Annotated in this window: 29 protein-coding genes and 1 tRNA gene; 13 read left to right on the top strand and 17 right to left on the bottom strand. The window is 67.0% G+C overall.

Translation table 11 applies throughout. The annotated features are described in order from the left end of the window. Positions 1–107 precede the first annotated feature (107 nt). From Q8S30_RS04720 to Q8S30_RS04705, 4 genes are all read right to left on the bottom strand, one after another. Positions 108–548: a DoxX family protein gene (locus Q8S30_RS04720; RefSeq protein WP_305664884.1), complete on the bottom strand. Its 441-nt coding sequence runs from the start codon at positions 546–548 to the stop codon at positions 108–110. Beyond that, positions 545–1,312, bottom strand: coding sequence for a DUF2063 domain-containing protein (locus Q8S30_RS04715; protein WP_305664883.1), 768 nt, complete (start codon positions 1,310–1,312; stop codon positions 545–547). Before Q8S30_RS04715 ends, Q8S30_RS04720 begins: the two co-directional genes overlap by 4 nt. Next, positions 1,296–2,153 carry a DUF692 domain-containing protein gene (locus Q8S30_RS04710; protein WP_305664882.1) on the bottom strand — a complete coding sequence of 286 codons (858 nt, stop codon included), beginning with the start codon at positions 2,151–2,153 and terminating at the stop codon, positions 1,296–1,298. The genes Q8S30_RS04715 and Q8S30_RS04710 overlap by 17 nt, the downstream gene beginning before the upstream one ends. Before the next feature lie 68 nt (positions 2,154–2,221). Continuing rightward, the gene (locus Q8S30_RS04705; protein WP_305664881.1) at positions 2,222–2,494 is read right to left on the bottom strand and encodes a DUF2282 domain-containing protein; all 273 of its coding nucleotides are present in this window, start codon (positions 2,492–2,494) and stop codon (positions 2,222–2,224) included. Positions 2,495–2,685: 191 nt separating this feature from the next. Between Q8S30_RS04705 and Q8S30_RS04700 the strand changes: the two genes are divergently transcribed. From Q8S30_RS04700 to Q8S30_RS04690, 3 genes are all read left to right on the top strand, one after another. After that, a complete protein-coding gene (locus Q8S30_RS04700) occupies positions 2,686–3,225 on the top strand; it encodes a sigma-70 family RNA polymerase sigma factor (protein ID WP_305664880.1) in 540 nt (179 codons plus the stop codon). Continuing rightward, positions 3,222–3,851, top strand: coding sequence for a DUF1109 domain-containing protein (locus tag Q8S30_RS04695; protein WP_305664879.1), 630 nt, complete (start codon positions 3,222–3,224; stop codon positions 3,849–3,851). The genes Q8S30_RS04700 and Q8S30_RS04695 overlap by 4 nt, the downstream gene beginning before the upstream one ends. A gap of 89 nt (positions 3,852–3,940) precedes the next feature. Then, positions 3,941–5,014: a nitroreductase family protein gene (locus tag Q8S30_RS04690; RefSeq protein WP_305664878.1), complete on the top strand. Its 1,074-nt coding sequence runs from the start codon at positions 3,941–3,943 to the stop codon at positions 5,012–5,014. A gap of 89 nt (positions 5,015–5,103) precedes the next feature. Here Q8S30_RS04690 and Q8S30_RS04685 read toward each other — a convergent pair. Then, positions 5,104–5,180: transfer RNA gene (locus Q8S30_RS04685), tRNA-Arg, on the bottom strand. 190 nt (positions 5,181–5,370) lie between these two features. Here Q8S30_RS04685 and Q8S30_RS04680 point away from each other — a divergent pair. After that, entirely contained in the window at positions 5,371–6,474 is a 1,104-nt protein-coding gene (locus Q8S30_RS04680; RefSeq protein ID WP_305664877.1) for an endonuclease/exonuclease/phosphatase family protein, read from the top strand. An 87-nt stretch (positions 6,475–6,561) separates the two neighbouring features. Here the strand turns inward: Q8S30_RS04680 and Q8S30_RS04675 are convergent, their stop codons facing one another. The 9 genes from Q8S30_RS04675 to Q8S30_RS04635 form a co-directional block, all read right to left on the bottom strand. After that, entirely contained in the window at positions 6,562–7,782 is a 1,221-nt protein-coding gene (locus Q8S30_RS04675) for a cysteine desulfurase (protein ID WP_305664876.1), read from the bottom strand. 3 nt (positions 7,783–7,785) lie between these two features. Next, the gene (locus Q8S30_RS04670; RefSeq protein WP_305664875.1) at positions 7,786–8,382 is read right to left on the bottom strand and encodes a YIP1 family protein; all 597 of its coding nucleotides are present in this window, start codon (positions 8,380–8,382) and stop codon (positions 7,786–7,788) included. Further along, positions 8,382–8,867, bottom strand: a complete 486-nt coding sequence (locus Q8S30_RS04665) for a YIP1 family protein (RefSeq protein WP_305664874.1) — start codon at positions 8,865–8,867, stop codon at positions 8,382–8,384. The genes Q8S30_RS04670 and Q8S30_RS04665 overlap by 1 nt, the downstream gene beginning before the upstream one ends. Positions 8,868–8,881: 14 nt before the next feature. Beyond that, entirely contained in the window at positions 8,882–10,177 is a 1,296-nt protein-coding gene (gene sufD / locus Q8S30_RS04660) for a Fe-S cluster assembly protein SufD (RefSeq protein ID WP_305664873.1), read from the bottom strand. Next, a complete protein-coding gene (gene sufC, locus Q8S30_RS04655) occupies positions 10,177–10,932 on the bottom strand; it encodes a Fe-S cluster assembly ATPase SufC (protein ID WP_305664872.1) in 756 nt (251 codons plus the stop codon). The genes sufD and sufC overlap by 1 nt, the downstream gene beginning before the upstream one ends. Before the next feature lie 79 nt (positions 10,933–11,011). Next, complete coding sequence (locus Q8S30_RS04650; protein WP_305664871.1) at positions 11,012–11,323, bottom strand: heavy metal-binding domain-containing protein; 312 nt, start codon at positions 11,321–11,323, stop codon at positions 11,012–11,014. Beyond that, complete coding sequence (gene sufB, locus Q8S30_RS04645) at positions 11,320–12,849, bottom strand: Fe-S cluster assembly protein SufB (protein ID WP_305665662.1); 1,530 nt, start codon at positions 12,847–12,849, stop codon at positions 11,320–11,322. Before sufB ends, Q8S30_RS04650 begins: the two co-directional genes overlap by 4 nt. 72 nt (positions 12,850–12,921) lie before the next feature. Then, complete coding sequence (locus Q8S30_RS04640; RefSeq protein WP_305664870.1) at positions 12,922–13,968, bottom strand: cysteine desulfurase family protein; 1,047 nt, start codon at positions 13,966–13,968, stop codon at positions 12,922–12,924. 12 nt (positions 13,969–13,980) lie between these two features. After that, entirely contained in the window at positions 13,981–14,439 is a 459-nt protein-coding gene (locus tag Q8S30_RS04635) for an Rrf2 family transcriptional regulator (RefSeq protein WP_305664869.1), read from the bottom strand. Positions 14,440–14,615: 176 nt separating this feature from the next. Between Q8S30_RS04635 and Q8S30_RS04630 the strand changes: the two genes are divergently transcribed. The 4 genes from Q8S30_RS04630 (at position 14,616) to Q8S30_RS04615 (ending at position 17,719) form a co-directional block, all read left to right on the top strand. Continuing rightward, the gene (locus Q8S30_RS04630; protein ID WP_305664868.1) at positions 14,616–15,275 is read left to right on the top strand and encodes an alpha/beta hydrolase; all 660 of its coding nucleotides are present in this window, start codon (positions 14,616–14,618) and stop codon (positions 15,273–15,275) included. 9 nt (positions 15,276–15,284) lie between these two features. Continuing rightward, entirely contained in the window at positions 15,285–15,503 is a 219-nt protein-coding gene (locus Q8S30_RS04625) for a hypothetical protein (RefSeq protein ID WP_305664867.1), read from the top strand. Then, complete coding sequence (locus Q8S30_RS04620) at positions 15,500–16,090, top strand: HD family hydrolase (RefSeq protein WP_305664866.1); 591 nt, start codon at positions 15,500–15,502, stop codon at positions 16,088–16,090. Before Q8S30_RS04625 ends, Q8S30_RS04620 begins: the two co-directional genes overlap by 4 nt. Before the next feature lie 414 nt (positions 16,091–16,504). Then, a complete protein-coding gene (locus Q8S30_RS04615) occupies positions 16,505–17,719 on the top strand; it encodes an NADP-dependent isocitrate dehydrogenase (protein WP_305664865.1) in 1,215 nt (404 codons plus the stop codon). Positions 17,720–17,780: 61 nt separating this feature from the next. Here Q8S30_RS04615 and Q8S30_RS04610 read toward each other — a convergent pair whose 3' ends face one another. Next, entirely contained in the window at positions 17,781–18,854 is a 1,074-nt protein-coding gene (locus Q8S30_RS04610) for a sensor histidine kinase (RefSeq protein ID WP_305664864.1), read from the bottom strand. Between the two features lie 177 nt (positions 18,855–19,031). On the opposite strand from Q8S30_RS04610, the gene Q8S30_RS04605 reads away from it, so the two are divergent. The 3 genes from Q8S30_RS04605 to Q8S30_RS04595 all read left to right on the top strand — a co-directional run bounded on the left by Q8S30_RS04605 (position 19,032) and on the right by Q8S30_RS04595 (position 20,822). Beyond that, positions 19,032–19,676, top strand: coding sequence for a YitT family protein (locus Q8S30_RS04605; protein WP_305664863.1), 645 nt, complete (start codon positions 19,032–19,034; stop codon positions 19,674–19,676). Positions 19,677–19,763: 87 nt separating this feature from the next. After that, positions 19,764–20,399 carry a YitT family protein gene (locus Q8S30_RS04600; RefSeq protein ID WP_305664862.1) on the top strand — a complete coding sequence of 212 codons (636 nt, stop codon included), beginning with the start codon at positions 19,764–19,766 and terminating at the stop codon, positions 20,397–20,399. 90 nt (positions 20,400–20,489) lie between these two features. Then, the gene (locus Q8S30_RS04595; protein WP_305664861.1) at positions 20,490–20,822 is read left to right on the top strand and encodes a multidrug efflux SMR transporter; all 333 of its coding nucleotides are present in this window, start codon (positions 20,490–20,492) and stop codon (positions 20,820–20,822) included. On the opposite strand, the gene Q8S30_RS04590 is transcribed toward Q8S30_RS04595, so the two are convergent. Beyond that, entirely contained in the window at positions 20,791–21,255 is a 465-nt protein-coding gene (locus tag Q8S30_RS04590; RefSeq protein WP_305664860.1) for a hypothetical protein, read from the bottom strand. The two genes, Q8S30_RS04595 and Q8S30_RS04590, sit on opposite strands and share 32 nt — an antisense overlap. A gap of 120 nt (positions 21,256–21,375) precedes the next feature. Here Q8S30_RS04590 and typA point away from each other — a divergent pair, with 120 nt between their 5' ends. Next, positions 21,376–23,193 (top strand): translational GTPase TypA, encoded by a 1,818-nt coding sequence (typA, locus tag Q8S30_RS04585; protein ID WP_305664859.1) that lies wholly within the window; start codon positions 21,376–21,378, stop codon positions 23,191–23,193. Positions 23,194–23,249: 56 nt separating this feature from the next. Here typA and Q8S30_RS04580 read toward each other — a convergent pair whose 3' ends face one another. Continuing rightward, positions 23,250–23,702, bottom strand: coding sequence for a MarR family winged helix-turn-helix transcriptional regulator (locus tag Q8S30_RS04580; protein ID WP_305664858.1), 453 nt, complete (start codon positions 23,700–23,702; stop codon positions 23,250–23,252). Positions 23,703–23,766: 64 nt separating this feature from the next. Here Q8S30_RS04580 and Q8S30_RS04575 point away from each other — a divergent pair, with 64 nt between their 5' ends. Beyond that, positions 23,767–24,183 (top strand): VOC family protein, encoded by a 417-nt coding sequence (locus Q8S30_RS04575; protein ID WP_305664857.1) that lies wholly within the window; start codon positions 23,767–23,769, stop codon positions 24,181–24,183. Positions 24,184–24,186: the final 3 nt, after the last annotated feature.

Below are 24,186 nucleotides of genomic sequence, written 5' to 3'. Positions count from 1 at the left end.
CAAGGTCCGCGCGGTAAAGCCTTGCCGGATCACTCGGCCCTTGTACCCCCACATCGGCCGGGCCCGGCAAGAACGGGTCGCAGATTGCTCTGCGGCCCGATCTGCATTTATCGCTTGTCCAGCCGCAGTAGTGCATCCATCGACAGCGCCCCCGGCCCCTTTGCGATCAGCGCCAGCAGGCAGGCAGCCCAAAGGCCATGCGTTGCCCAGGCCCCGGGATAGACGAAAACCTGAATGATCCCCGTCACCGCCAGCAGCCCCAGCGCCGCGCCGCGGGTCATCAGCCCCAGCACCAGCAGCACCGGCAGCAGATGCTCGGCCAGCACCGCCCCCACCGCCGCCAGATGCGGCGGGATCAGCGGCAGGGCGTATTCGTGCTCAAAGAGGAAATAGGTCGAAGGCTTGATCATCAGCCCCTCCACCTTGGTCCGGCCCGAGGCAAAGAACACCGCCGCCGGAAACACCCGCAGCGCCAGCGCCGGCAGGGCCCAGCCGATCCGGCCCCCAAGCGCATTCAGCCGCGCGATGCGCGAAACCACCCCTGTCATGCCGCCTCCTCCACCCCGATGATGGCGCCCGCCCCCATCAGATATCCCAGCACCGCCGCAGGATCATGCCCCGGCTCGGCAACCTGCGCCCGCGCCGCGGCAAGGCCAAGCGTCTGCCCCTCCAGCAGCGCCGCCACCAGCGCCGCATCGCCGGGCGGCAGCGCCCGCACCGGCACCTCCAGCGCCCTATCGCGCAGGATCAGCGCCACCTCGGGCCCCTGCGCCCGCATCGAGCCCAAGTCCGCGCCGGGCTGGTTCGCCGCCCAGATGCTCACCACCGGCCAAGCCGCGGCAATCAGCGACACCGAGGGATGCAGCACCAGCCGCAACACCTCGGGACTGCGGGCCCCCGCCACCGCCGCCGGCCTCACCGGCAGCGCATCCACCGCGTGATAGGCCAGCCCCCGCGCCCGCTCGATCTGCGCCACATCGGGCAGATAGGGTAGCCCTGCAACCGGCGGAAAGCCCTCCAGAAATCCCGGAAACGCCGCGCCCCAGTCCAGCAGCACCGGCGAGGCGGGCGGGTGCTGCGCAAGGAACACCCGCGCCATCGCCCGGAAGAACTCCTCCCCTACCAGCCGCGCCACCACCGGGAAGCGCCGGGCCAAAGCCTCGGTCAGGCTATGCGCCACATTGTTGCGATAGACGGCAAAGCGCTGCTCCGCCTCCCCGACCGCCGTCACGCCATCGGGCAGCGCGCCGCCCGCCAGCGCCGCCCGGAACGCTGCGACGAACCCGTCATGCCCCTCACCCGGCGCGAGCATGGCGTACCTCCGCTCCGTCCAGCAAAGCGCCCGCCTGCGCGGCTTCCTCCATCAGCACCGGAAGCTCCGGCACATCATTGTCCCACTCGATCAGCGTTGGCAGCGGCCCGGTCCGCGCCAGCACCTCGGCATACAGCGTCCAGACCGGGTCCGCGACGGGCGCGCCATGGGCGTCGATCAGCAGCGGGCCCGAGGGCAGCGCCTCTTCGGCATGGCCGCCCAGATGCAGCTCGCCCACCGCCGCCAGCGGAAACGCGGCCAGATAGGCGCGCGGATCGGCGCGATGGTTGGTGGCGCTGACGAAGACATTGTTCACATCCAGCAGCAACCCGCAGCCGGTGCGGCGCGCCACCTCGGCCAGGAAGTCGGTTTCCGACAGCGTCGATTGCGCAAAAAGCACATAGGTCGAGGGGTTCTCCAGCAGCATCCGCCGCCCCAGCACCGCCTGCACCTCGTCGATATGGTCACAGACGATCCCCAGCGTCTCGGGCGTATAGGGCAGCGGCAGCAGGTCGTTCAGATAGTCGCCGCCATGGCTCGACCAGGCCAGATGCTCGGAAAAGCTCTCGGGCTCGTAGATCGCGCAGAGCCGCTTCAGCCGGGCCAGATGCTCGGCATCCAGCCGCCCCGCCCCGCCGATGGACAGCCCGACCCCGTGCAGGGACAGCGCATACTCCTCCCGCAGCGCGCGCAGCTGCGCATGGGGCACGCCGCCCGCGCCCATGTAATTCTCGGCATGAACCTCGAAGAAGCCAAGGTCGGGCCTCGTGCTTCGGATCGCCGCGAAATGCTCGGGCTTGAACCCCAGCCCCGGCGCGGCGGGCAGATGCCTGACACTCATCTTTCTCTCCCTTCGGAAAATTGGGGCCATCGGAAAGTCGGGGGCGGGGATATCCCGCCCCCCGCGCCTCACATCGCCATCGGCTCCAGCGAGCCCATGCCCTTCGGGGTTTCCATCGTCACGCAGGTGCCGGCCGGGACCAGCTTCCAGGCGTTGCCCTGATAGTCCATCGTCGAGGTGCCGGCGCAGGTGGTGCCGGGGCCCGCGGCGCAGTCGTTCTGGCCGGCCAGCGCCACGCCGTAGCATTTCTCCATCTCGGCCGCCTGCGCGGTGCCGGCGGCAAGGGTCAGCGCCGTCGCCAGCGAGGCGGCCAGGGTCAGCGTGTTGGACATATGGGTCATTCTCGGTGTCTCCTCAGGAATGTTGCGTTGCTCAGGCCCCGTCAGCCGGTTCCCGCAACACCAGTCGGGCCGGGCGAAAGCTTTGTTACGCCGCTCACGCATCCGTGTTGGCAATCCCACAATTCCCGCAATACCGTGGCCACGGCTGTAACAAAGCGCCCCCGCGCCCCGAACTGGCAGGCAGGATGCAGATGACAGAGGCTGAGTGGGCGGCTTTGCTGCGGGCCGCCAATGCGGGCGACGCCCGCGCCTATGGCCGTTTCCTGCACGCCATCACCCCCATGTTGCGCGGACTGGTGCGGGCGCGGGGCGGCAGCCTGGGGCCGGAGGGCTGCGAGGATATCGTGCAAGAGGTGCTGCTGGCGATCCATCTGAAGCGCCATACATGGCGCAGCGACGCGCCGCTGCGCCCCTGGCTCTATGCCATCGCGCGGCACAAGGTGATCGACGCCTTCCGCGCCCGTGGCCGGCGGGTGGACCTGCCCATCGGCGACTTTGCCGAACTGCTGCCGGCCGATCCGGGGCCGGACCCGACCGAAGCTGGCGACGCGCTGCGGATGATATCCCGGCTCGATCCACGCTCCGCCGAGATCGTGAAGGCGATCGGGATCGACGGCGAGGAGATCGCCGAGACCAGCCGCCGGCTGGAGATGACCGAAGGCGCGGTGCGGGTGGTGCTGCACCGCGCCTTCAAGCGGCTCGCCGCACTCAGGGAAAGGCACCTCGAATGAAGACCAACCAGCTGATCGCCGCCCTTGCCGCCGACACGCCCGCCGAACCGGGCATGGGTGCGGGTCTGGCGCGCTGGCTGCTGCCCGCGCTGGCGCTGGCCGGCCTTGCCTTGCTGACCGTCTGGGGCCTGCGCCCGGGCCTCGCCGCCGCGCTGATGCAGCCCGCCGTGGCCGCCAAGCTGGCGCTGCCGCTGGTGATGGCCGCCACCGCCCTCACCCTCGCCCTGCGCTCGGCCCGGCCCGAGGCGCGGCCGTCCGTCGCGCCGCTGGCCCTGCTGGGGGCCGCCGCACTGGCGCTTCTCGCCACCGGCCTCGCCACCACCCCGCCCGCCGCGTGGGAGCAAGCCTGGCTCGGCAACACCGCCCTCGCCTGCCTGATCTCGATCCCGGCGCTGGCGGTCCTGCCCCTCGCCGCCAGCCTGCTCGCCCTGCGCCGCGGCGCCAGCACCTACCCGGCCCGCACCGGCCTGCTGGCCGGCCTCCTCGCCGGAGCCGCCGCCACCGCGCTCTACGCGCTGCACTGCCCCGAGGACAGCCCGCTGTTCTATGTCTGCTGGTATGGCCTTGGCATCGTCATCGCAGGCACCGCCGGCCGGCTTCTGGGGCCGCGCCTGCTGCGCTGGTAGCCGGCCCCCAGGCTGACCGAGATCAACGACAACCCGCGCGCCCGGTGCGACTCTGCGGGGGCAAAGGGAGGGGCAAAGAGGATCCGCAGATGAACAGACGCCACCTTCTCACCGGCGCCGCCGCCACCCTCGCCCTTGGCGCGGCAGGCGCGGCCGGATGGCGCGCCGCCACCGGCTCGCAGGGCAGCTACGCCCGCTACATCGCCCGCCTGCGCGCGCCGCTGGCAGACAACCCGCCGATGGCCGACCTCCTGCGCACCGCCAGCCTCGCCGCCAGCGGCCACAACACTCAGCCCTGGCGGTTCGAGGCCGCGCCGGGCGCGATCACCCTGCATCCCGACCTGACCCGCGCGACGCCGGTGGTCGATCCCGATGACCATCACCTCTGGGTCAGCCTCGGCTGCACAATGGAGACGCTGGCCATCGCCGCCACCGCCACCGGCCGGCCGGGTGAGGCAGAGGCGCTTGGCGCCCTCACCTATCGCTACACGGACGGCCCCACGCGGCCCGACCCGCTGCTGGCCGCGATCCCCGCCCGCCAGTCCACCCGCGCCGAGTATGACGGGCGCCCGGTCCCCGCCGCCGATCTGGCGCAACTGCAGCAGGCCGGCGCGATGCCGGGCGTGCGGTTGATCCTCATCACCGACCGGCCCCAGATGGACCAGATCGGCGAGTTGATCATCGCCGGCAACACCGCCCAGATGGCCGACCCCGCCTTCATCGCCGAGCTGAAGCACTGGCTGCGTTTCTCCCCCCGCAGCGCGATGGAGACCGGCGACGGGCTCTATGCCGCCGCCAGCGGCAATCCGGTGCTGCCCGACGCGCTTGGCCGCTTCGCATTCGACCAGGTCTTCACCACCGCCGCCGAGAATGACAAATACGCCCGCCACACCGCCACCTCCGCCGGCTTCGCGGTGTTCGTGGCCGACCGCGAGGACACCGCCCATTGGGTCGCCGTGGGCCGCGCCTGCCAGCGCTTCGCCCTGACCGCCACCGCGCTTGGCCTCAAACACGCCTTCCTCAACCAGCCGGTCGAGGTGCCCGCCCTGCGCCCCGACCTGGCCGCGCTGATCGGCGAGCCCGGGATGCGGCCGGATCTGGTAATGCGGTTCGGGTATGGCCGGGCACTGCCGTGGTCACCGCGGCGGGGGGTGGTGGGTTGAGGCGGGGGCGAACGGCTGTGCCATGCCACACGGCACAGGCCAACGGTTCGAGGAACCTCGGCACCACATCGACAGGATCATGAGAATATTGGTGCACCCGACTGGATTCGAACCAGTGACCTCTGCCTTCGGAGGGCAGCGCTCTATCCAGCTGAGCTACGGGTGCCTGCGGCGTCTATAGCCGTGCCGGCGCCGCTTCGCAAGCGGGGTTTGGGGCTATGGGATCGGTGCAATCCGTGCAACTCTGGCTGCCCCCGCTGTGGCGGGGCCTGACCGTTGGAACCCGCCGTTGGAACCCGGCAAAAGCCGAGGGGTTGTGGACGGGGACAGGGACTGACAGGGGACGGGACGGCATGATGACAGCGATTTCGATGATCGGTCTGGGGCTGGCGGGGGCGCTGGCCGCGCTTTTGCTGCTGATGACCCTCCTGCCCTTCTTGCGCGTCGCGCATGGGGCGGTGCGGTCCTGCGACTTTCCGCGGCTGCAGATCTGCGGGCTGGCCCTCGCGCTCGCCCCCGTGCTCTATGCCTTCCTGCCGCCGCCCTGGGGCGCGATCCTCGGCGCCGTGATGCTGCTTGCCGCCGCGATCCAGGCCGCGCATGTCATCCGCTTCACCCCGCTCTGGCGCCGCCAGTCGCTGCGGCCGGAGCATGAGGACCCGCAGGCGCAGGTGTCCTTGCTGGCCGCCAATGTGAAGCTGTCGAACCGCGCCTATGACCGGCTGATCACCCTTGTGCAGGAGGAGGCGCCCGACATCGTCATGGCCATCGAGGGGGATGCGGACTGGGCCGAGGCGCTGGCGGCACTACACCCCGATTACCCGCACCGGATCATCCACCCGCTCGACAACGGCTATGGCATGGCCCTGTTGTCGCGCCTGCCGATTGCCGAGCATGAACTGCGCGAGCTGCTGGTGGACAAGGTGCCCTCGATCCGCGCGACCATCCGCCTGCGCAATGACTCTCTCTTCCGCCTCTATGTCGTACATCCCGAACCCCCGGTGCCGAGCCAGGACACCGAAGGCCGCGATGCCGAGATCGGGATGATCGGGATCGAGACCTCGGAGGACCCCCTGCCCTCCGTCGTCGCCGGCGATCTCAACGATGTCGCCTGGTCGCTGACCACCCGGCGCTTCCAGAGGCTCTCGGGCCTGCTGGACCCCCGCGTCGGGCGCGGCTTCTACAACAGCTTCGATGCCCGCTCCCCCATCCTGCGCTGGCCGCTGGACCACCTGTTCCACGACCCGCGCTTCCGGCTGGTCGAGATGCGGCGCCTGCCGGATATCGGCTCGGACCATTTCCCGATGCTGTTCCGTCTGCAGCTTGCGCCCGTGGAGGCGGGCGAGACGCCGGAGGACGCCCGCGCAGAGGACCTCGCCGAGGTTCGCAAGATGGCGGCGAAGGAAGCCGCGAGTGATCGCGAGGCGGTGGGGAGTGACTGGGAGGATGAGAAGTCCTGAGGGCGCGCTTGTGGCCAGCGGCGGGGGGCCTTCTGCCCCCCGCGCCCCCCGAGGATATTTGAGCCAAAACGAAGGGGAAGAGGCGCCTCAGCCGAAGAGGTCGTGGCAAAGCTCCAGGGCACCCACCAGCGCATCCACTTCGGCGCGCGTGTTGTAGAGGCCAAAGCTGGCGCGGCAGGTGGCGCCCACGCCCAGATGCGTCATCAGCGGCATGGCGCAATGGGTGCCAGCCCGCACCGCGATACCGCGTTTGTCGAGCACAGTGGAGATGTCATGGGCATGGGCGGCGCCTTCCAGCGTGAAGGAGAAGATCGCGCCCTTGCCCGGGGCGTGGCCCTGCACGTTGAGCCAGTTCAGCCCGGCAAAGCGCGCTTGCGCATAGCCTCGCAGGTCCGCCTCATGCGCGGCGATGTTGTCCATGCCAAGCGCCATCAGATAGTCCAGCGCCACGCCCATGCCGATCTGCGGCACGATGCCTGGGGTTCCGGCCTCGAAGCGCATCGGCGGGTCGGCATAGGTCACCGTCTCGCGCGCAACCTCGCGGATCATGTCGCCGCCACCGAGGAAGGGGCGCATCTCGGCCATGCGCTCGGGCCGGATGAAGATCGCGCCGGAGCCAGAGGGGCCGTAGAGCTTGTGGCCGGTGATGGCGTAGAAATCGCAACCGATGGCCTGCACATCGACCGGCATATGCACCGCCGCCTGGGAGCCATCGACCAGCACCGGCACGCCCTTCGCCCGCGCGCCCGCGCAGATGGCGGCGACATCGACCTTGGTCCCCAGAACGTTGGACATGTGCGTCACCGCCAGCAGCCGCGTGCGCGGGCCGATGGCTGCCAGCATCTTCACCGGATCGAGGCTGCCATCCGCCTCTGGCTCCACCCATTTCAGCACCACGCCCTGCCGCTCGCGCAAGAAATGCCAGGGCACGATATTGGCGTGATGCTCCATCACCGACAGCACGATCTCATCGCCCTGGGCCAGCCGCGGCGCGGCCCAGGCATAGGAGACAAGGTTGATCGCCTCGGTGGTGCCGGAGGTGAAGACGATGTGGTCTTCCGACGGCGCATTCAGGAATCGCGCCACCTTGCCGCGCACCGCCTCGTAATTCTCGGTGGAGACGGTCGAGAGGTAATGCAGCCCGCGATGGACATTGGCATAATCGTGCGCATAGCCGTTGGTGACGGCGTCGATCACCACCTGCGGCTTTTGCGCCGAGGCGCCATTGTCGAGATAGACCAGCGGCTTGCCGTTCACCTCGCGGGCAAGGATCGGGAAATCGGCACGGATCTTCTCGACATCATACATCGCTCAGGCTCCAAGCTCGGCCGGGGACACCCCCAGGATTGACAGCACCACCACCAGCGCAAAGGCCGCGGCGAAGAAGCCCGCCAGCAGCCCGAAGAACACCTTCACCGGATTGGTGAAGCCATGCAGCTCGGCGGTGAACTGCGTCAGCTGCCAGAAGAACAGCGCCACCCCGGCAAAGCCGATCAGCACCGAGGAGAAGGGGAAGATCAGCGCCGCGACCATCTGGATCACCTGCAACAGCACCAGCACGAACTCGGCCCAGGTCACCAGCAGCAGCGCATCGGGGAAATTGCCCTTGCCGCCCAGCATCCGCCCGACATGGCCGATGCCAAGCGACAGCGCCAGCATGATCCCCAGCTGCGTCGCCGCGGCGCTCGCCGGCGATCCCATCATCCCGCCAAGCTGGCCGCCGCTCGGCACCTGCATCACCAGCAGCGCCAGCTGCGTCAGCAGCACAGACAGCGCCACCGTCACCGCCATGCCCAGCCAGCGCGCCTCCATCGGCAGGTTCATCGCCATCAGGCTACGCGCCACGCCGCGCGGATCGGCAACGGACTCGCGCGCCAGCATCACCAGAGATTTCAGTTCAAGCTGCATCAGGTCCCCCGAAACTCTGCCACCCAAAGTCCCGACAGCCATATCCACAGAAAGCCGGCAAAGACCAGCAGGTCCAGCAGTTGCAGCTGGATCCCGATGCCGATCAGCCCTGCGACAAGGCCGCGCAGCAACATCAGCGGCGAGACGGCGAGCAGCGCCCAGAAAAGGGCGATCCGCGCGCCCTGCCATGTGCCCTGCCCGCCCGCCGCGCGGCTGGCAAGGTGGCTCAGCGCCGCCAGCGGATAGGCCAACGGCACCAGCAGCAGCACGCCGAAGAAGGCGGCCAGCAGCCGCTGCGCCAGCGGCGCCTCGGGCATCAGCACGGCGGCGCGCGAGAGGGCCGGCCAGAGCGAGACATAGATCACCAGCACCGCGACCAGCAGGAACACCAGCGCCCGGTCTTCCCGCGGCCCGGCATCCAGGATCCGCGCCATCACCCGGCGCGGGTTGCGCCAAGTCGACAGGATATCATCGGTCAGCGCCATTGCTCAGCGCCCCCTCAACGCCGGCGCGCCAGCCAGGCTTCCAGCCGCGCGGTGATCGCCTCGGCGATATCCGCGTCCTCGATCTCGGCAATCGCATCGCCGAGGAAGGACAGCACCAGCAGCGCCTGCGCCTCGGCCAGCGGCACCCCGCGCGAGCGCAGGTAGAACAGCGCCGTGTCGTCGATGGCGCCCGAGGTGGAGCCATGCGAGCATTTCACGTCATCGGCGTAGATTTCCAGCTCGGGCTTGGCCAGGAACTGGCTGTCGCCGTCGAGCAGCAGGGCCTGGCTGATCTGGTAGCCATCGGTCTTCTGCGCGCCGGGCTTCACCAGGATCTTGCCCTGGAACACGCCGGTGGCGCCGTTCTTCAGCACCTTCTTGAACACCTGCCGGCTTTCGCAATGGGTGCCGGCATGGGTCACGAAAACGGTGTCATCCTGATGGAACGGCACGGTTTTCGCATCCCCCACGGTGGCGCCCGCGATGTGGGCGGTGGCATGGTCGCCGACAATGTCCAGCACCGCCTCGTTCCGCGTCAGCGCGCCGTTCATCGTCAGCGTGAATGACTTGAACGTCGCCTCGGACGCGATGCGCGCGAACACATGCGTCACGGCACGGCGATGGTGGTCGCGCCCCTGAACGCGGATATGGTGGAAGCTGGCATGGGCGCCAAGGTCGACTTCCATCACGGTGTTGAACCGCGAAGCGCCGGGGCCGGATTCCAGAACAGTTACATCAGCTTGCGGCTCTATCTTCACAAAGTGGTGGAGGATCGCGTCGGAAGCCTCTGACATATGGCGATAAATCAGCTCCACGGGTTTGCTCACCCGCCCCGTCACCCGGATCAGCACCCCATCGGTTGCCGCCGCGGAATTCAGCACTGCGAGCGGGCGCGCGACCGGGATCTGGCCCTTCGCCTCCAGCGTGCCGTAGAGGCCCTGCGCCCAGTGGATGTCGCCAGCCTCGGCCAGACGCGAGATCTCGAGGCCTTCCAGCGACAGATCGTCGGAGGCAGCAGCATCGAAGACGCCGTCCACGAACACGATCTTCAGCCGGTCGATAGCTTCGAAGACCGGCGCTTCCGCGTCCACCAGCACCGCGGCGGGCGACGCGTCGGCAGCGGTTAGCGCGGTCGGGTCGGTGTATTTCCAGTACTCGTCGCGCCGGGTCGGCAGGCCCATCGCCTGAAGCCGCGCCAGCGCATCGGCGCGCGCGGGCGCCGTGAAGCCGCCCTGCGGCAGGTCCAGCGCTGCCAGCCGCGCCGCGGTAAGCTCTGCCCGCAGGTCGCTGCGGGGCTTTGGCGCTGCCATCACTGCACCTCCGCCAAGATATCGGCATAGCCGTTCTCTTCGACTTCCCGCGCCAGTTCCGGCCCGCCGGTCTTGATGATGCGGCCATCGGCCATGATGTGCACGACATCGGGTTTGATATGGTCCAGCAGCCGCTGATAGTGGGTGATCACAAGGAACCCGCGCTTGCCGTCGCGCAGGGCGTTCACACCGTCCGCCACCAGCCGCATCGCATCGACATCGAGGCCGCTGTCGGTTTCATCGAGGATGCACATCCGCGGCTCCAGCATCGCCATCTGCAGGATTTCGTTGCGCTTTTTCTCGCCGCCCGAGAAGCCGACATTCACCGGACGCTTGAGCATCTCGGCGTCGATGTTCAGCAGTTTCGCCTGCGCCCGCACCAGCTTCAGGAACTCTGCCGCGCTGACCTCGGGCTCGCCGCGGGCCTTGCGCTGCGCATTCACCGCGGTGCGCAGGAAGGTCATGTTGCCGACGCCCGGGATCTCCACCGGATACTGGAAGGCCAGGAACAGGCCGGCCGCGGCGCGCTCTTCAGGCTCCATATCCAACAGTTCGGCGCCGTCCAGCGTCGCCGAGCCCCCGGTCACCTCATAGCCGCCGCGGCCCGAGAGCACATAGGACAGCGTGGACTTGCCGGACCCGTTCGGCCCCATGATCGCATGGACCTTGCCAGCCTCGACCGTCAGGTCGACGCCCTTGAGGATCACCTTGTCCTCTTCTTCAAGTTTCACATGCAGGTTCTTGATTTCCAGCATTTTTCCTTGATCCTTATGTCCCGCGCCGGGCGCGATAGTGGGGTGTCTAGGGGCCAGTGCCCCCGTGAATGATCCGGCCTCAGCCGAGTGTGACGGCGGTTCCCGAAGCCGAGACCATCAGCATGTTGTTGATGACCTCGTAATCCAGATCGACGCCGACCACGGCGGTTGCGCCCATTGCGGCCGCCCGCTCCTCCAACTCGCGCAGGGCGGTTTCCCGCGCCTCGGCCAGCGCCTTTTCATAGGCGCCCGACCGGCCGCCCAGAATGTCGGTGATCCCCGCGAAGAGATCGCGCACGATATTGGCACCCAAGATCGCCTCGCCGGTGACGATGCCGTGGTATTGGGCGATCGGGTGGCCTTCGACGGTTGGCGTGGTGGTGACAATCATCCGACCGATCCTTCCAGCGAGATCGCCACCAGCGCCTGCGCTTCCATGGCAAATTCCATTGGCAGCGCCTGCAGCACCTCGCGGCAGAAGCCGTTGACGACCAGCGCCACCGCTTCCTCCTCGTCCATCCCGCGCGAGCGGCAGTAGAACAGCTGATCGTCATCGACCTTGGAGGTCGTCGCCTCATGCTCCACCCGGCTCGAGTTGTTCTTGACCTCGATGTAAGGGACCGTGTGCGCGCCGCAGCCCGAGCCGATCAGCAGGCTGTCGCATTGGGTGTAGTTGCGGCTGTTGGTGGCTTTGGGGTGCATCGACACAAGGCCGCGATAGGTGTTCTGCGCCTTGCCCGCCGAGATGCCCTTGGAGACGATCCGGCTTTTGGTGTTCTTGCCCAGATGCACCATCTTGGTGCCGGTATCGGCCTGCTGCATGTTGTTGGCGATGGCGATGGAATAGAACTCGCCCTGGCTGTCATCGCCGCGCAGAAGGCAGGAGGGGTATTTCCAGGTGATCGCCGAGCCGGTTTCGACCTGCGTCCACATCACCTTGGACCGCGCACCCCGGCAATCGGCGCGCTTGGTGACGAAGTTGTAGATGCCGCCCTTGCCCTCTTCATCGCCCGGATACCAGTTCTGGACGGTGGAGTATTTCACCTCGGCATCGTCCAGCAGCACGATTTCCACCACGGCCGCATGCAGCTGCGCGATGTCGCGCTTGGGCGCGGTGCAGCCTTCGAGATAGCTGACATAGCTGCCCTTGTCGGCGATGATCAGGGTGCGTTCGAACTGCCCCGTATTCTCGGCATTGATGCGGAAATAGGTGGACAGCTCCATCGGGCATTTGGTGTTCGGCGGGATGTAGACGAAGCTGCCATCAGAAAACACGGCACTGTTGAGCGTGGCGAAGAAGTTGTCCGACTGCGGCACGACGGTGCCGAGGTATTTCTTCACAAGTTCCGGATGCTCGCGGATCGCTTCCGAGATCGAGCAGAAGATGACCCCAGCCTTGGCGAGCTCGGCCTTGAAGGTGGTGCCGACGCTGACAGAATCGAACACCGCATCGACGGCGACCTTGCGGCCCGAGGTGATCTCCTCGGCGCCCTCGACGCCCGCCAGCAGCATCTGCTCCTTCAGCGGGATGCCGAGTTTTTCATAGGTCGCCAGCAGCTTGGGATCGACATCCTCAAGGCTTTTGGGGCGCTCGGCCATGCTTTTGGGCGTCGCGTAGTAGAACTGGTCCTGATAGTCGATTTCGGGATAGTTGAGCATCGCCCACCGCGGCTCTTCCAGCTGCAGCCAGCGGCGATAGGCCTGCAGGCGCCATTCCAGCATCCATTCGGGTTCGTCATTCTTGGACGAGATCAGGCGCACGATGTCTTCGGACAGGCCCTTGGGGGCATAGTCCATCTCGATATCGGTGTCCCAGCCGTATTTGTAGCTGCCCATGTTCGCCACGGTCTCGACCGTTTCGCGGTCGACGCCTTCGCGCACTTCCAGTTCGCCTACCTGAAGTTCTGGGGCTTCCATCTCGGGGGTCTCGATCTCGGTTTCCAGCGCCATCGTCTTTCCGTTCCGTTACAGCACCTTACGGCGCGAAGTTCATGCAGCGCGCGCCCGGTGGCGCGCCCGTGCTTTCAGCCATGCCTCGGCAAGGCGCTCTATCTCGTCGCGCGTGGTCTGGGGGCCGATCGACACCCGGATCGCGCTGGCCGCGGCGGCGGCGTCATGGCCCATCGCGGCGAGGGTGCGGCTTGCGCGCACCTTGCCGCTGGAGCAGGCTGATCCTGCCGAGACCGAAAATCCCGCCAGATCCATCTGCATCACCTGGGTCTCTCCCTTCCAGCCGGGACAGATGATCGTGGTGGTGTTTGGCAGCCTCGCCGCGTCTCTGCCGGCAAAAGTAACATCTTCGGCGCAGGATTCCACCGCCCATTCTAGAATATTTCTAAGTTCGGCGACCTCTTCCCAGACCCCATTGGCCAGATCGCGCGCCGCTGCCTCGGCTGCTGCGGCAAAGCCGGCGATGCCGATCAGATTCTCGGTCCCGGCCCGGCGGCCCATTTCCTGCCCGCCGCCCTTGATCTGGGCGGGAAGCTCGATCCCGCGGCGCAGGACCAGCGCGCCTACGCCCTTGGGGCCGCCGAGTTTATGCGCGCTGACAAGTCCGATGTCGCAGCCGAGCCAGTTGAAGGCGAGCGGCAGCTTGCCGAAGGCCTGCGTGAGGTCGGAAACCGCGAGGCCCGCGGGCAGATCCTGCACCACGCCGGTTTCGCTGTTGGCCAGCTGCAGCGTACTGCGGGCAGGGTCAGTGACGGTTACCCGCCCCTCGCCATCCACCGGCAGGCTGGCATCGGTCCAGGCCAGCACCGCGTCATGCTCCACTGCCGCCGAGGCGAGGCCGCGGCCGGCGAGGGCCAGCGCCGCCGCCTCGGTCGCGCTGGAGGTGAAGACGATGTCGGCGCCCTCGGCCCCGAGTGCCGCCGCGATCTGGCCGCGGGCACGTTCCAGCAGCGCCTTGGCCCCCCGCCCCTCGGCATGGACCGAGGAGGGGTTGCCCACCACATCCATGGCCGCGATCATCGCCGCCCGCGCCTCGGGGCGCAGGGGCGTGGTCGCATTCCAGTCAAGATAGGCGCGGGTTGGCACGGGCGGCGTCCTTTACTCGTCGACGACGCGGAACAGCGAGGGCACCGCGGGACAGGGTTTGAGCGCGTTCTTCATCACATCCCCCAACGTGGTCTGGTGCAGGAAGACATAGACCTGAGCAGAAAGGCTTTCCCACAGCCGGTTGGTCATCGACTGCGCCCGGCTGCCCGACACGCCGCCCGTCACCCCGGCGCCGGTGTGCATGGCGCTGACGGTTTCATCCACCGCCTCCAGCACTTCGGAAATGCGGATCTCGGCCGGGTCACGCGCCAGCTTGTAGCCGCCGCCGGGGCCGCGGACCGAGTCCACAAGGCCCGCGCGGCGCAGCTTCACGAAGAGCTGCTCCAGGTACGGCAGGGAAATGTCCTGCCGTTTCGAGATCTCGGCCAGCGAGGTCAGTTGCTCGGGCCGGGCCGTAGCCAGGTCCACCAGCGCCACCATCGCGTAGCGGCCTTTCGTCGAGAGTTTCATGCATACCTCTGCGCCAAAGACATTGACGCCGCGGGGAAGGCCGCTTAACTCCAATCCACCCGGCGGTCCGGCTTGGGGAGATGCCCCATGACCGGAAGTTAGAATAGTTCTAGGGTCTCCGACCGAAACCGTCAAGAATGGTCTCGCACGGTCCCGCAAAAAAGTCAGGCGAGGCGATGCCCGAAGTGATTTTCCCCGGCCCCGAGGGCCGTCTGGAAGGCCGATACCACCCCCAGAAAGAACGAGACGCCCCGATTGCCATCGTGCTGCATCCGCATCCGCAGTTTGGCGGCACCATGAACAATCGCGTCGTGTATAACCTGCACTACGCGTTCCACAAGCTTGGCTTCACGGTGCTGCGCTTCAACTTCCGCGGGGTTGGCCGCAGCCAGGGCGAGTATGACCAGGGCATCGGCGAGCTTTCGGATGCCGCCTCGGCGCTGGATTACCTGCAGGCGATGAACCCCAATGCCAAGCATTGCTGGGTCGCGGGCTTTTCCTTTGGCGCCTGGATCGGCATGCAGCTTCTGATGCGGCGGCCCGAGATCACCGGCTTCATTTCCGTCTCGCCGCCGGCAAACATGTATGATTTCAGCTTCCTGGCGCCCTGCCCCTCCTCGGGCCTCATCATCAACGGCACTGCCGACCGCGTGGCGCCGCCGAAGGATACCGCGACCCTGGTGGGCAAGCTGCGCGAGCAGAAGGGCATCACCGTGACCCACCATCTGGTCGAGGGCGCGGACCACTTCTTCAAGGATGACGAGGCGCATATGACGCCGATGATCACCACGGTCAGCGACTATGTGAAGCGCCGTCTGGGCGAAGTGTCGCGCTAAGGGGGCCCCATGGCGCTGCTGGACGATCTGGCCGACGAGCTTGCCCGGGACGTCCTGGACGCGCTCGATGAGCTTGGGGATGACCGGTTCTATGAGAAGGTCGCGAAATCGGTGGGCGAGCTGTCGCCCACCTTGCAGGAAACCTTCATGACCTCGATCCGGCTGCGGCTGGCCGAACGCCGCGGCCGCCGCACGCTGGAGGCGGCGCTGGCGAAGGTGCGCGGGTGAGCGCGCGGCTGGCGGCGCAGTTCGCGTTCCTGAACGAGGCCGACAGGCTGAAGCACGTCCTGCGCGCCACCACGCTCTGCGATGGCTCGCGGCGTGAAAATTCCGGCGAGCATTCCTGGCATCTGGCGCTGTACGCGATGGTTCTGGCCGATCAGGCCGGCCCGGGGGTGAGCATTGACCGGGTGGTGCGGATGCTGATCCTGCATGATCTGGTCGAGATCGACGTGGGCGATGTGCCGATCCATTCGGCGAACGGCGCCGCGCATGGCAGTGCGGAGACGGTTGCGGCCGAGGCTGCGGCGGCGGACCGGATCTTCGGGCTGCTGCCAGCGGATCTGGGTGCCGATCTGCGGGCGCTGTGGGAAGAGTTCGAGGCGGCGGAGACGCCGGATGCGGTGTTCGCCAAGGCTTTGGACCGGGTGCAGCCGGTGATGCACAACATCGAAAGCGGCGGCGGGACGTGGATCAGCTACAACGTGACCGCGGAGCAGCTGGACGCCCGTGTGGGCGCCAAGGTCGCCCGAGGCGCCCCGGCGCTGTGGGACTGGGTGCGGGCGCGGACACGGGCGTTCTTTGACGCGCGCTGACGTTGGAGTGTAGCGCTTTCAACGGCATCTTTGGCGAAGGCCATCGCCTTCGCCACTCAGTGACTTGTCAATCTGCACCGGACGGGCCCCCAAAGGGCCCGGCCAGCGCCCGCCCCGCCCCCGGCGGGCGCTTCTCGCCCGCCAGGTCGGGCGCTGTCCTCATTCGGTTTCTCGCTGCCGGCGGCTCCGGACGACAGGTCACGCACGGGCGGGGCGAGGCAGTGCCTCGCCTATTCCCGCCCGAACTAAGCTTGCACTATGCGGGCCAGTCCGTGCCGCGCAACCAAACGCACCCATTCCCCCTGCGACACAAAAATCCGCCCGCCCGGCCAGTATACCTTTGCATACCACCTTCCCCGCCCGCCGGTTTTCGGCTATGCAGCGCCAAGCAGAGTCACCCAAGCGGAGAAGCCAATGACCAAGATCAAGGTAGACAACCCCGTCGTCGAGCTCGACGGCGACGAGATGACCCGGATCATCTGGGACTTCATCAAGCAAAAGCTGATCCTGCCCTATCTCGACATCGACCTGAAATATTACGACCTCGGGATCGAAGAGCGTGACCGCACCAATGACCAGATCACCATCGACTCTGCGCTGGCGATCAAGGAACACGGCGTCGGCGTCAAATGCGCGACCATCACCCCCGATGAGCAGCGGGTCGAGGAATTCGGCCTCAAGCAGATGTGGAAGTCGCCCAACGGCACGATCCGCAACATCCTCGGCGGCGTGATCTTCCGCGAGCCGATCATCTGCAAGAACGTGCCGCGGCTGGTGCCGGGCTGGACCCAGCCGATCGTCATTGGCCGCCATGCGTTCGGCGACCAGTACCGCGCCACCGATTTCCACTTCCCGACCGCCGGCAAGCTGACCATCAAGTTCGTCGGCAACGATGGCACGGTGATCGAGCGTGACGTGTTCGATGCCCCGGCTGCCGGTGTGGCGATGGCGATGTACAACCTCGATGCCTCGATCATCGACTTTGCCCGCGCCTCGATGAATTACGGGCTGGTCAAGGGCTGGCCGGTGTATCTGTCGACCAAGAACACCATCCTCAAGGCCTATGACGGGCGCTTCAAGGATCTGTTCCAGAAGGTCTATGACGAAGAGTTCGCCGACAAGTTCAAGGCGGCGGGCATCACCTATGAGCACCGCCTGATCGACGACATGGTCGCCTCGGCGATGAAATGGTCGGGCGGCTATGTCTGGGCCTGCAAGAACTACGATGGCGACGTGCAGTCGGACACCGTGGCGCAGGGCTTCGGCTCGCTTGGCCTGATGACCTCGGTGCTGATGACGCCCGATGGCAAGACGGTCGAGGCGGAAGCGGCGCATGGCACCGTGACGCGCCATTACCGCCAGCATCAGGCCGGCAAGGAAACCTCGACCAACTCCATCGCGTCGATCTTCGCCTGGACCGGCGGCCTCAAGCACCGCGCCAAGCTGGATGACAACGCGGCGCTGCTGCGCTTTGCCGAGACGCTGGAGCGGGTCACGGTGGATGCGGTGGAAGATGGCTGGATGACCAAGGATCTGGCGCTGCTGGTCGGCCCCGATCAGAAATGGCTGACCACGATGGGTTACCTCGAGAAGGTCGACGAGTACCTGAACAAGGCGCTGGTGGGCTGATAGCCACGCCTAGGATGTGACACGGGGCTGGCAGCGATGCCGGCCCCGTTTGCATTCCGCGTCAGGCGCTTGGGCCAAGCTTGCCGACAAGGGTGTAGCTGAAACCGTCCGGCGCGTAGTCCAGCTGCGCGCTGCCGCCGAAATCCTGTGGCACGATCTGTTCGATCAGCCTGCTGCCAAAGCTGCGGCGGGTGGGCGGCGCGACCGGCGGGCCGCCGCGCTCTACCCATGTGAAGCGCACCTGCGGGCCAGCCGGGCCCTCCTCTTCCGCCCAGGCCAGATCGACACGGCCGCCCTCGGCGGAGAGCGCGCCATATTTCACCGCATTGGTCGCCAGTTCGTTCAGCGCCAGCGACAGGGCCAGCGCCTGCTGCTCGCGCAGGCGGATCGGCCCGCCGGTCAGGTGAAAGCGGCCCTCGCCGGTGCGGTGCGGGCGCAGGGCGGCAGTGACCACCTCATCCATCGGGGCTGCGACATGATGTTCGGCCGAGAGCACGCTATGGGTCTCGGCCAGCGCCCCCAGCCGCTGCGACAGCACCTGCCACGCGGTTTCCATATCCGGGGCGCCGCGCAGCGTCTGCCGGGCGATGACCGAGATGATCGAGAAGGTGTTCTTGATCCGGTGCGTCAGCTCGGCATTGCGGATCGCCAGCTCGCGTTCGGCGATCACCCGCGGCGTGGTCTCGATCACCGTGTCGATGAAGCCGGCGACCGCGCCGGTCTCATCCCGGATCGGGCTGTAGCAGAAGGTGAAGAAGGCCTGTTCCGGGGTGCCGTGGCGGTTGATGGTCAGCGGCATGTCGGTGACGAACACCGCCTCGCCCTGCAGCGCGCGGCGGGCAAGCGGTTCGACCTCGTCATAGACCTCGGCCCAGACCGCGCGCATCGGCTGGCCCTGCGCTGGGGGCTTGTCGCCGAGGATGATGCGGAAGGCAGAGTTGTGGAGCGAGATCATCTTGGGGCCCCAGAACAGGCTTTTGGGAAATTCCGAGGCCAGCATCATCTGCACCGCGACCTTCAGCGCCGGGGGCCAGAGGTCGGGGGGGCCGAGCGGATGGGCGGTCCAGTCCACGCCCCGCAGCTCTTCCGCGGCCGGTCCACCGCCCGCAAACAGGGCCTGCAAGGTGTCGTTCATGTCGGTCTCCGGCGTCCTTGCGCGGCCGGACACGGCGCAGGGACGTTTGATGTGGGATGCAAACTGCGTCAGCGGCAACGCCCAAGGCAAGCCAAAGTTGCCTGCGACATTTTGGTGCGCGGCGGGAGGTGCTGGTGCGGGCTGGACGCCGGGCCGCGCTTGCGGCACAGAACGGGCATGAGCCAGACATCCCTCTCCCCCGCCACCGCCGAGCCCGCCCCTGCCCCGGTCAGCCGGCACAACCTGATCGAGGATGCGCAAGGCATCCTCTATGGCACCGGCATGGCGGCCTTCGGCATCGTGATCCTGACCCATCTGGGGATGATCACCGGGCAGACGGCAGGGCTGGCGATCCTGATTTCCTATGCGACCGGCTGGGGCTTTGGCCCGGTATTCTTCGCGGTCAACCTGCCCTTCTACTGGCTGGGCTACCGGCGCATGGGGCTGCGCTTCACCATCAAGACCTTCATCGCCGTGGCGCTGCTGTCGGGGATGGTGGCGGTGCTGCCGAACTACATCTCCTTCGCCGACCTGAACCCTTGGGTCGGGGCGGTGCTGTTCGGCTTTGTCTCGGGCTCGGCGCTGCTGGCGCTGTTCCGGCATGGGGCGAGCCTTGGCGGCGTTGGCATCGTCGCGCTGTACCTGCAGGACCGCACCGGGTTCCGGGCGGGCTGGACCCAGCTGATCTTCGATGCCTGCCTGTTTTCGGTGGCGCTGCTGATCCGCGACCCGATCACCGTGGCCTGGTCGGCGCTTGGGGCGCTGGTGGTCAATCTGGTGATCGCACTGAACCATCGGCGGGATCGGTATATCGCGACCTGAGCCCCTTATGTGAGCCATGCGCGGCACGCGCAGTTGAGTTGCAGAACCGGCACTTTACAAATGGTGCTGCACTGCGACATTTAGGTCATGGCCACTGACCTTAATCCCCCAGCGTTCACCACTGCCGCCACGCCGCGCTACAGCCGGCTGGAGGATGCCCAGGGGCTGTTCATCAGCACCGTACAATGCGCGCTTGGCATCCACCTGCTGCGGATGGCGGGGCTGGTCACGGGCGGCACCGCGGGCCTCGCGCTGGTCATCGCCTATGGTACCGGCTGGAGCTTTGGCGCGGTGTTCTTCGTCATCAACCTGCCCTTCTACGGCATCGCCTGGGCGCGCAAGGGCCGGGTCTTCGCGATCAAGAGTTTTGTCTCTGTCGCCGCCGTCTCGGCCCTCGCCGATGCGATGGCGCCCTATGTGACCATCGCCCATATCCACCCCGGCGCCGCGGCCGTGCTGTTCGGCGTGGTGGCGGGCGCGGGTCTGCTGGGGCTCTTCCGCCATGCCTCCTCGCTTGGCGGAGTGTCGATCATCGCGGTGATCGTGCAGGACCGCTTCGGCATCCGCGCCGGCTGGGTGCAGCTTGGCTTCGACGCCTGCCTGTTCGTCGCCTCGGCCTTCGTGCTGGAGCCGATGCAGGTGGCCTGGTCGCTGCTGGGGGCGCTGGTGCTGAACGGGGTGATCGCCATGAACCACCGGCGCGACTGGTATGTCGCGGCCTGACCTCAGACCCGCGTGATCTGTCGCTTCAGGCATTCCGCCGGGCAAAAATCGGGGATATAGGCAGGGCAACCTCCTTGCCGGACCCCGCCGATGAAAACCTACATCTACCTGCTGATCGCCGTGCTGTTCGAAACCTTCGGCACATCGTGCCTGCAGGCCAGCCAGCAGCTGACCCGGTTCTGGCCCTCGGTCGGGATCGTGGTGGGCTTTGGCGGCGCCTTCTGGTTCTTCATGCAGGTGCTGAAGGTGATCCCGCTGGGGGTGACCTATGCGCTGTGGTCGGGCATCGGGATCGTGCTGATCTCGGCCTCGGGCTATTTCGTCTTCGGGCAGAAACTGGATCTTTGGGCCGTCGTCGGCATCGCACTGATCATCGCCGGGATCGCCGTCATCAATCTTCTGTCGCAAACCTCGGTTCATTGAGGTCGATCCCGATCAACGACAGCTCCCCGCCGCCGAGCGCGATCACGGACCAGCCGTTCTCACGAGGACCGTAGCCTGCCTGCCAGCCCTCATGGCCCAATGAGGCGTTGAAGAGATCGATCCGTGTCTCCTGCCCGAACTGCAGTGTCAGGTCCGCTGTCTGCCTGTCCACGCTCGCCGCGGTGATCACCTTGCCGTCGAGCGCCCCTTGCGCCTCGGCCTCGCCATCGACGGGCGACGTGCCGCCGAACAACTCGCCATGGTCCCCGGACCCGAAGGCGATTCCACCACCGGACACGATCCGCCAAGGGCAACTCACGGTCAAGAAGACCCCGCCCGTCAGGTCGAAGGCCCAGCCGTGCTCCCCCCGCCCGATCACGCAGCTTCGTCCCACAAGGCAAGCCTCAAACTCTGCCACCACGTCGTATTCCATAGCCAATCCTCACATCCCGGCCTGCCACCAGCACGGCTGCGTCACGGCCCAGACCTTATTCCGCTGGCCTTTCGGGGGAACATCGTCTATGCGCGGCGGCGCAGCATACAGGACGATATCATGGACCTTCGCAATATTGCGATCATCGCGCACGTTGACCACGGCAAGACCACCCTGGTGGACGAGCTTCTGAAACAGTCGGGGACCTACCGCGAGAACCAGGCCACGACCGAACGGGCGATGGACAGCAATGACATCGAGCGCGAGCGCGGGATCACCATCCTGGCGAAATGCACGAGCGTCGAGCATGACGGCATCCGCATCAACATCGTCGACACCCCCGGCCACGCCGATTTCGGCGGTGAGGTGGAGCGGATCCTGTCGATGGTCGATGGCGTGTGCCTGCTGGTGGATGCCGCCGAAGGCCCGATGCCGCAGACCAAATTCGTGCTGGCCAAAGCGCTGGCGCTTGGCCTGCGCCCCATCGTGATCCTCAACAAGGTCGACAAGGCCGATGCGGAACCCGACCGGGCGCTGAACGAGGTGTTCGACCTCTTCGCCAACCTTGGTGCGACCGACGAACAGCTGGATTTCCCCCACCTTTACGCCTCGGGCCGCTCTGGCTGGGCCGACATGTCGCTGGACGGTCCCCGCAAGGATCTGACCGCGCTGTTCGACACCGTGATCCGCCATGTGCAGTCGCCCAAGCAGGTGGCGCGCCAGGCCGAACCGTTCCAGATGCTGGCGACCACGCTCGGGTCCGACCCGTTCATGGGCCGCGTCCTGACCGGCCGCGTCGAAAGCGGCACGCTGAAGATCGGCGACACGCTGAAGGCGCTGTCGCGCACCGGCGAGCGGATCGAGCAGTTCCGCGTGTCGAAGATCCTCGCGTTCCGCGGCCTCGGCCAGACCCCGATCGACGAGGCGCAGGCCGGTGATATCGTCACCGTGGCCGGCATGACCAAGGCGACCGTTGCCGACACGCTGTGCGACCTGTCGCTGGACGTGCCGCTGCCCTCGCAGCCGATCGACCCGCCGACCATCAGCGTGACCTTCGGCATCAACGATTCGCCCCTCGCCGGCAAGGATGGCACCAAGGTGCAGTCCCGCGTCATCCGCGAGCGGCTGATGAAAGAGGCCGAGTCCAACGTGGCCATCAAGATCGAGGACACGCCGGGCGGCGAGGCCTTCATCGTGTCGGGCCGCGGCGAATTGCAGATGGGCGTTCTGATCGAGAACATGCGCCGTGAGGGCTTTGAGCTGTCGATCAGCCGTCCGCGCGTGATCTTCAAGGAAGAGGGCGGCCAGCGGATGGAGCCGATCGAGGAAGTCACCATCGACGTCGATGATGAATACTCGGGCGCGGTGATCGACAAGCTGACCGGCGAGCGCAAGGGCGATCTGGTCGAGATGCGCCCCGCCGGCGTCGGCAAGACCCGGATCGTGGCCCATGTCCCTTCGCGCGGGCTGATCGGCTATCACGGCCAGTTCCTGACCGACACCCGCGGCACCGGCGTTCTGAACCGGATCTTCCACGAATGGGCCCCCTTCAAGGGCCATATCCAGGGCCGTCGCCAGGGCGTGCTGATCTCGATGGAGAATGGCACCACCGTCGCCTTCGCGCTGTGGAACCTAGAAGACCGCGGCAAGCTGTTCCTTGGCGCGCAAGAGCAGGTCTATGAGGGCATGATCATCGGCGAGCATAGCCGGGACAATGACCTCGAGGTGAACCCGCTGAAGGGCAAGAAGCTGACCAACATGCGCGCCTCGGGCACGGATGAAGCGGTGCGGCTGACCACCCCGGTGCGGATGAGCCTGGAAGAGGCCATCTCCTATATCGACGATGACGAGCTGGTGGAGGTGACCCCGAAGATCATCCGCCTGCGCAAGCGCCATCTCGACCCGCATGAGCGCAAGCGGCAGACGCGCGCCGGCTGATCGTGTTGAAGTGAGATTGCACGCGCCCCTCGAAAGAGGGGCGTTTTGCGTTTGAGCTAGCCGATTTCCGCAAGCCCCCTGCGCAAGGCGTCCGGCGTCCCTTCCCCCAGCTCCGCTTCCAGCCCGGCATGGGCCTGCCCCCACACCTCCACCGCCACCCGCATCAGCGCCACACCCTCGGGCGTGATGCGCAGGCGGCGGGAGCGGAGATCTTCCGGGTCCGGCTCCACCACCAGCAGCCCACGGCGGGCGAGCGGTTTGACGGCGGCGGTCAGGGTCGAGGGCTCCATCCCCAGGAAGGGCGCGAGGCGGCCCATCGGCGGCGGCTCGGGCTGGTTCAGCGCCACCATCAGCGAGAATTGCCCGTTTGTCAGCCCGAAGGGGCGCAGCGCGGTATCGAAGCGGCGCGCGAGCCGGCGGGCGGCGCGCTGCGTGGCGAGGCAAAGGCAGGTGTCGCGGACGGTGAGGACCGTCTCCAGCGGCAGGAGGTCGGGGGTTGTTTCAGGCATGTTGATTTGATATCAAAGCAAATGGGAGAGTGCAAGAGCACACAGAATCAAAGGGAGGAACACCATGACCGAAGCGACCATGCCGGACCCGAACTCGATGAAGGGCGTCATCCCCTATCTGGTGCTTGGCGGACGTGCGGGCGAGGCTTGCGACTTCTATGCCCGCGCCTTCGGCGCGAGCGAGATGGGCCGGATGCCCTTCCCCGACGGCACGCCCGGGCTGATGCACGCGCAGGTCGGCATCAACGACGGCTGCCTGATGATGACTGACTACAATGCCGAGGGCGGCTCGCCCGCCGCCAATTTCGGGCATCTGCAGCTGGTGGTTGGCGATGGTCGCATGTGGTGGGACCGGGCGGTGGCGGCGGGTTGCACGGTGCTGGCCCCGTACGAGCGGCAGCCCTGGGGCGATGACTGGGGGCTGCTGGCCGATCCGTTCGGCTTCAAATGGGCGGTGCTGGAACCCGGCGTTCCTGGCTGAGAG

Origin of the sequence: Frigidibacter sp., assembly GCF_030695035.1 — a bacterium.
In the GTDB taxonomy this organism is placed as follows: domain Bacteria; phylum Pseudomonadota; class Alphaproteobacteria; order Rhodobacterales; family Rhodobacteraceae; genus Frigidibacter.
This window is presented reverse-complemented; position numbering and strand designations above follow the sequence as displayed.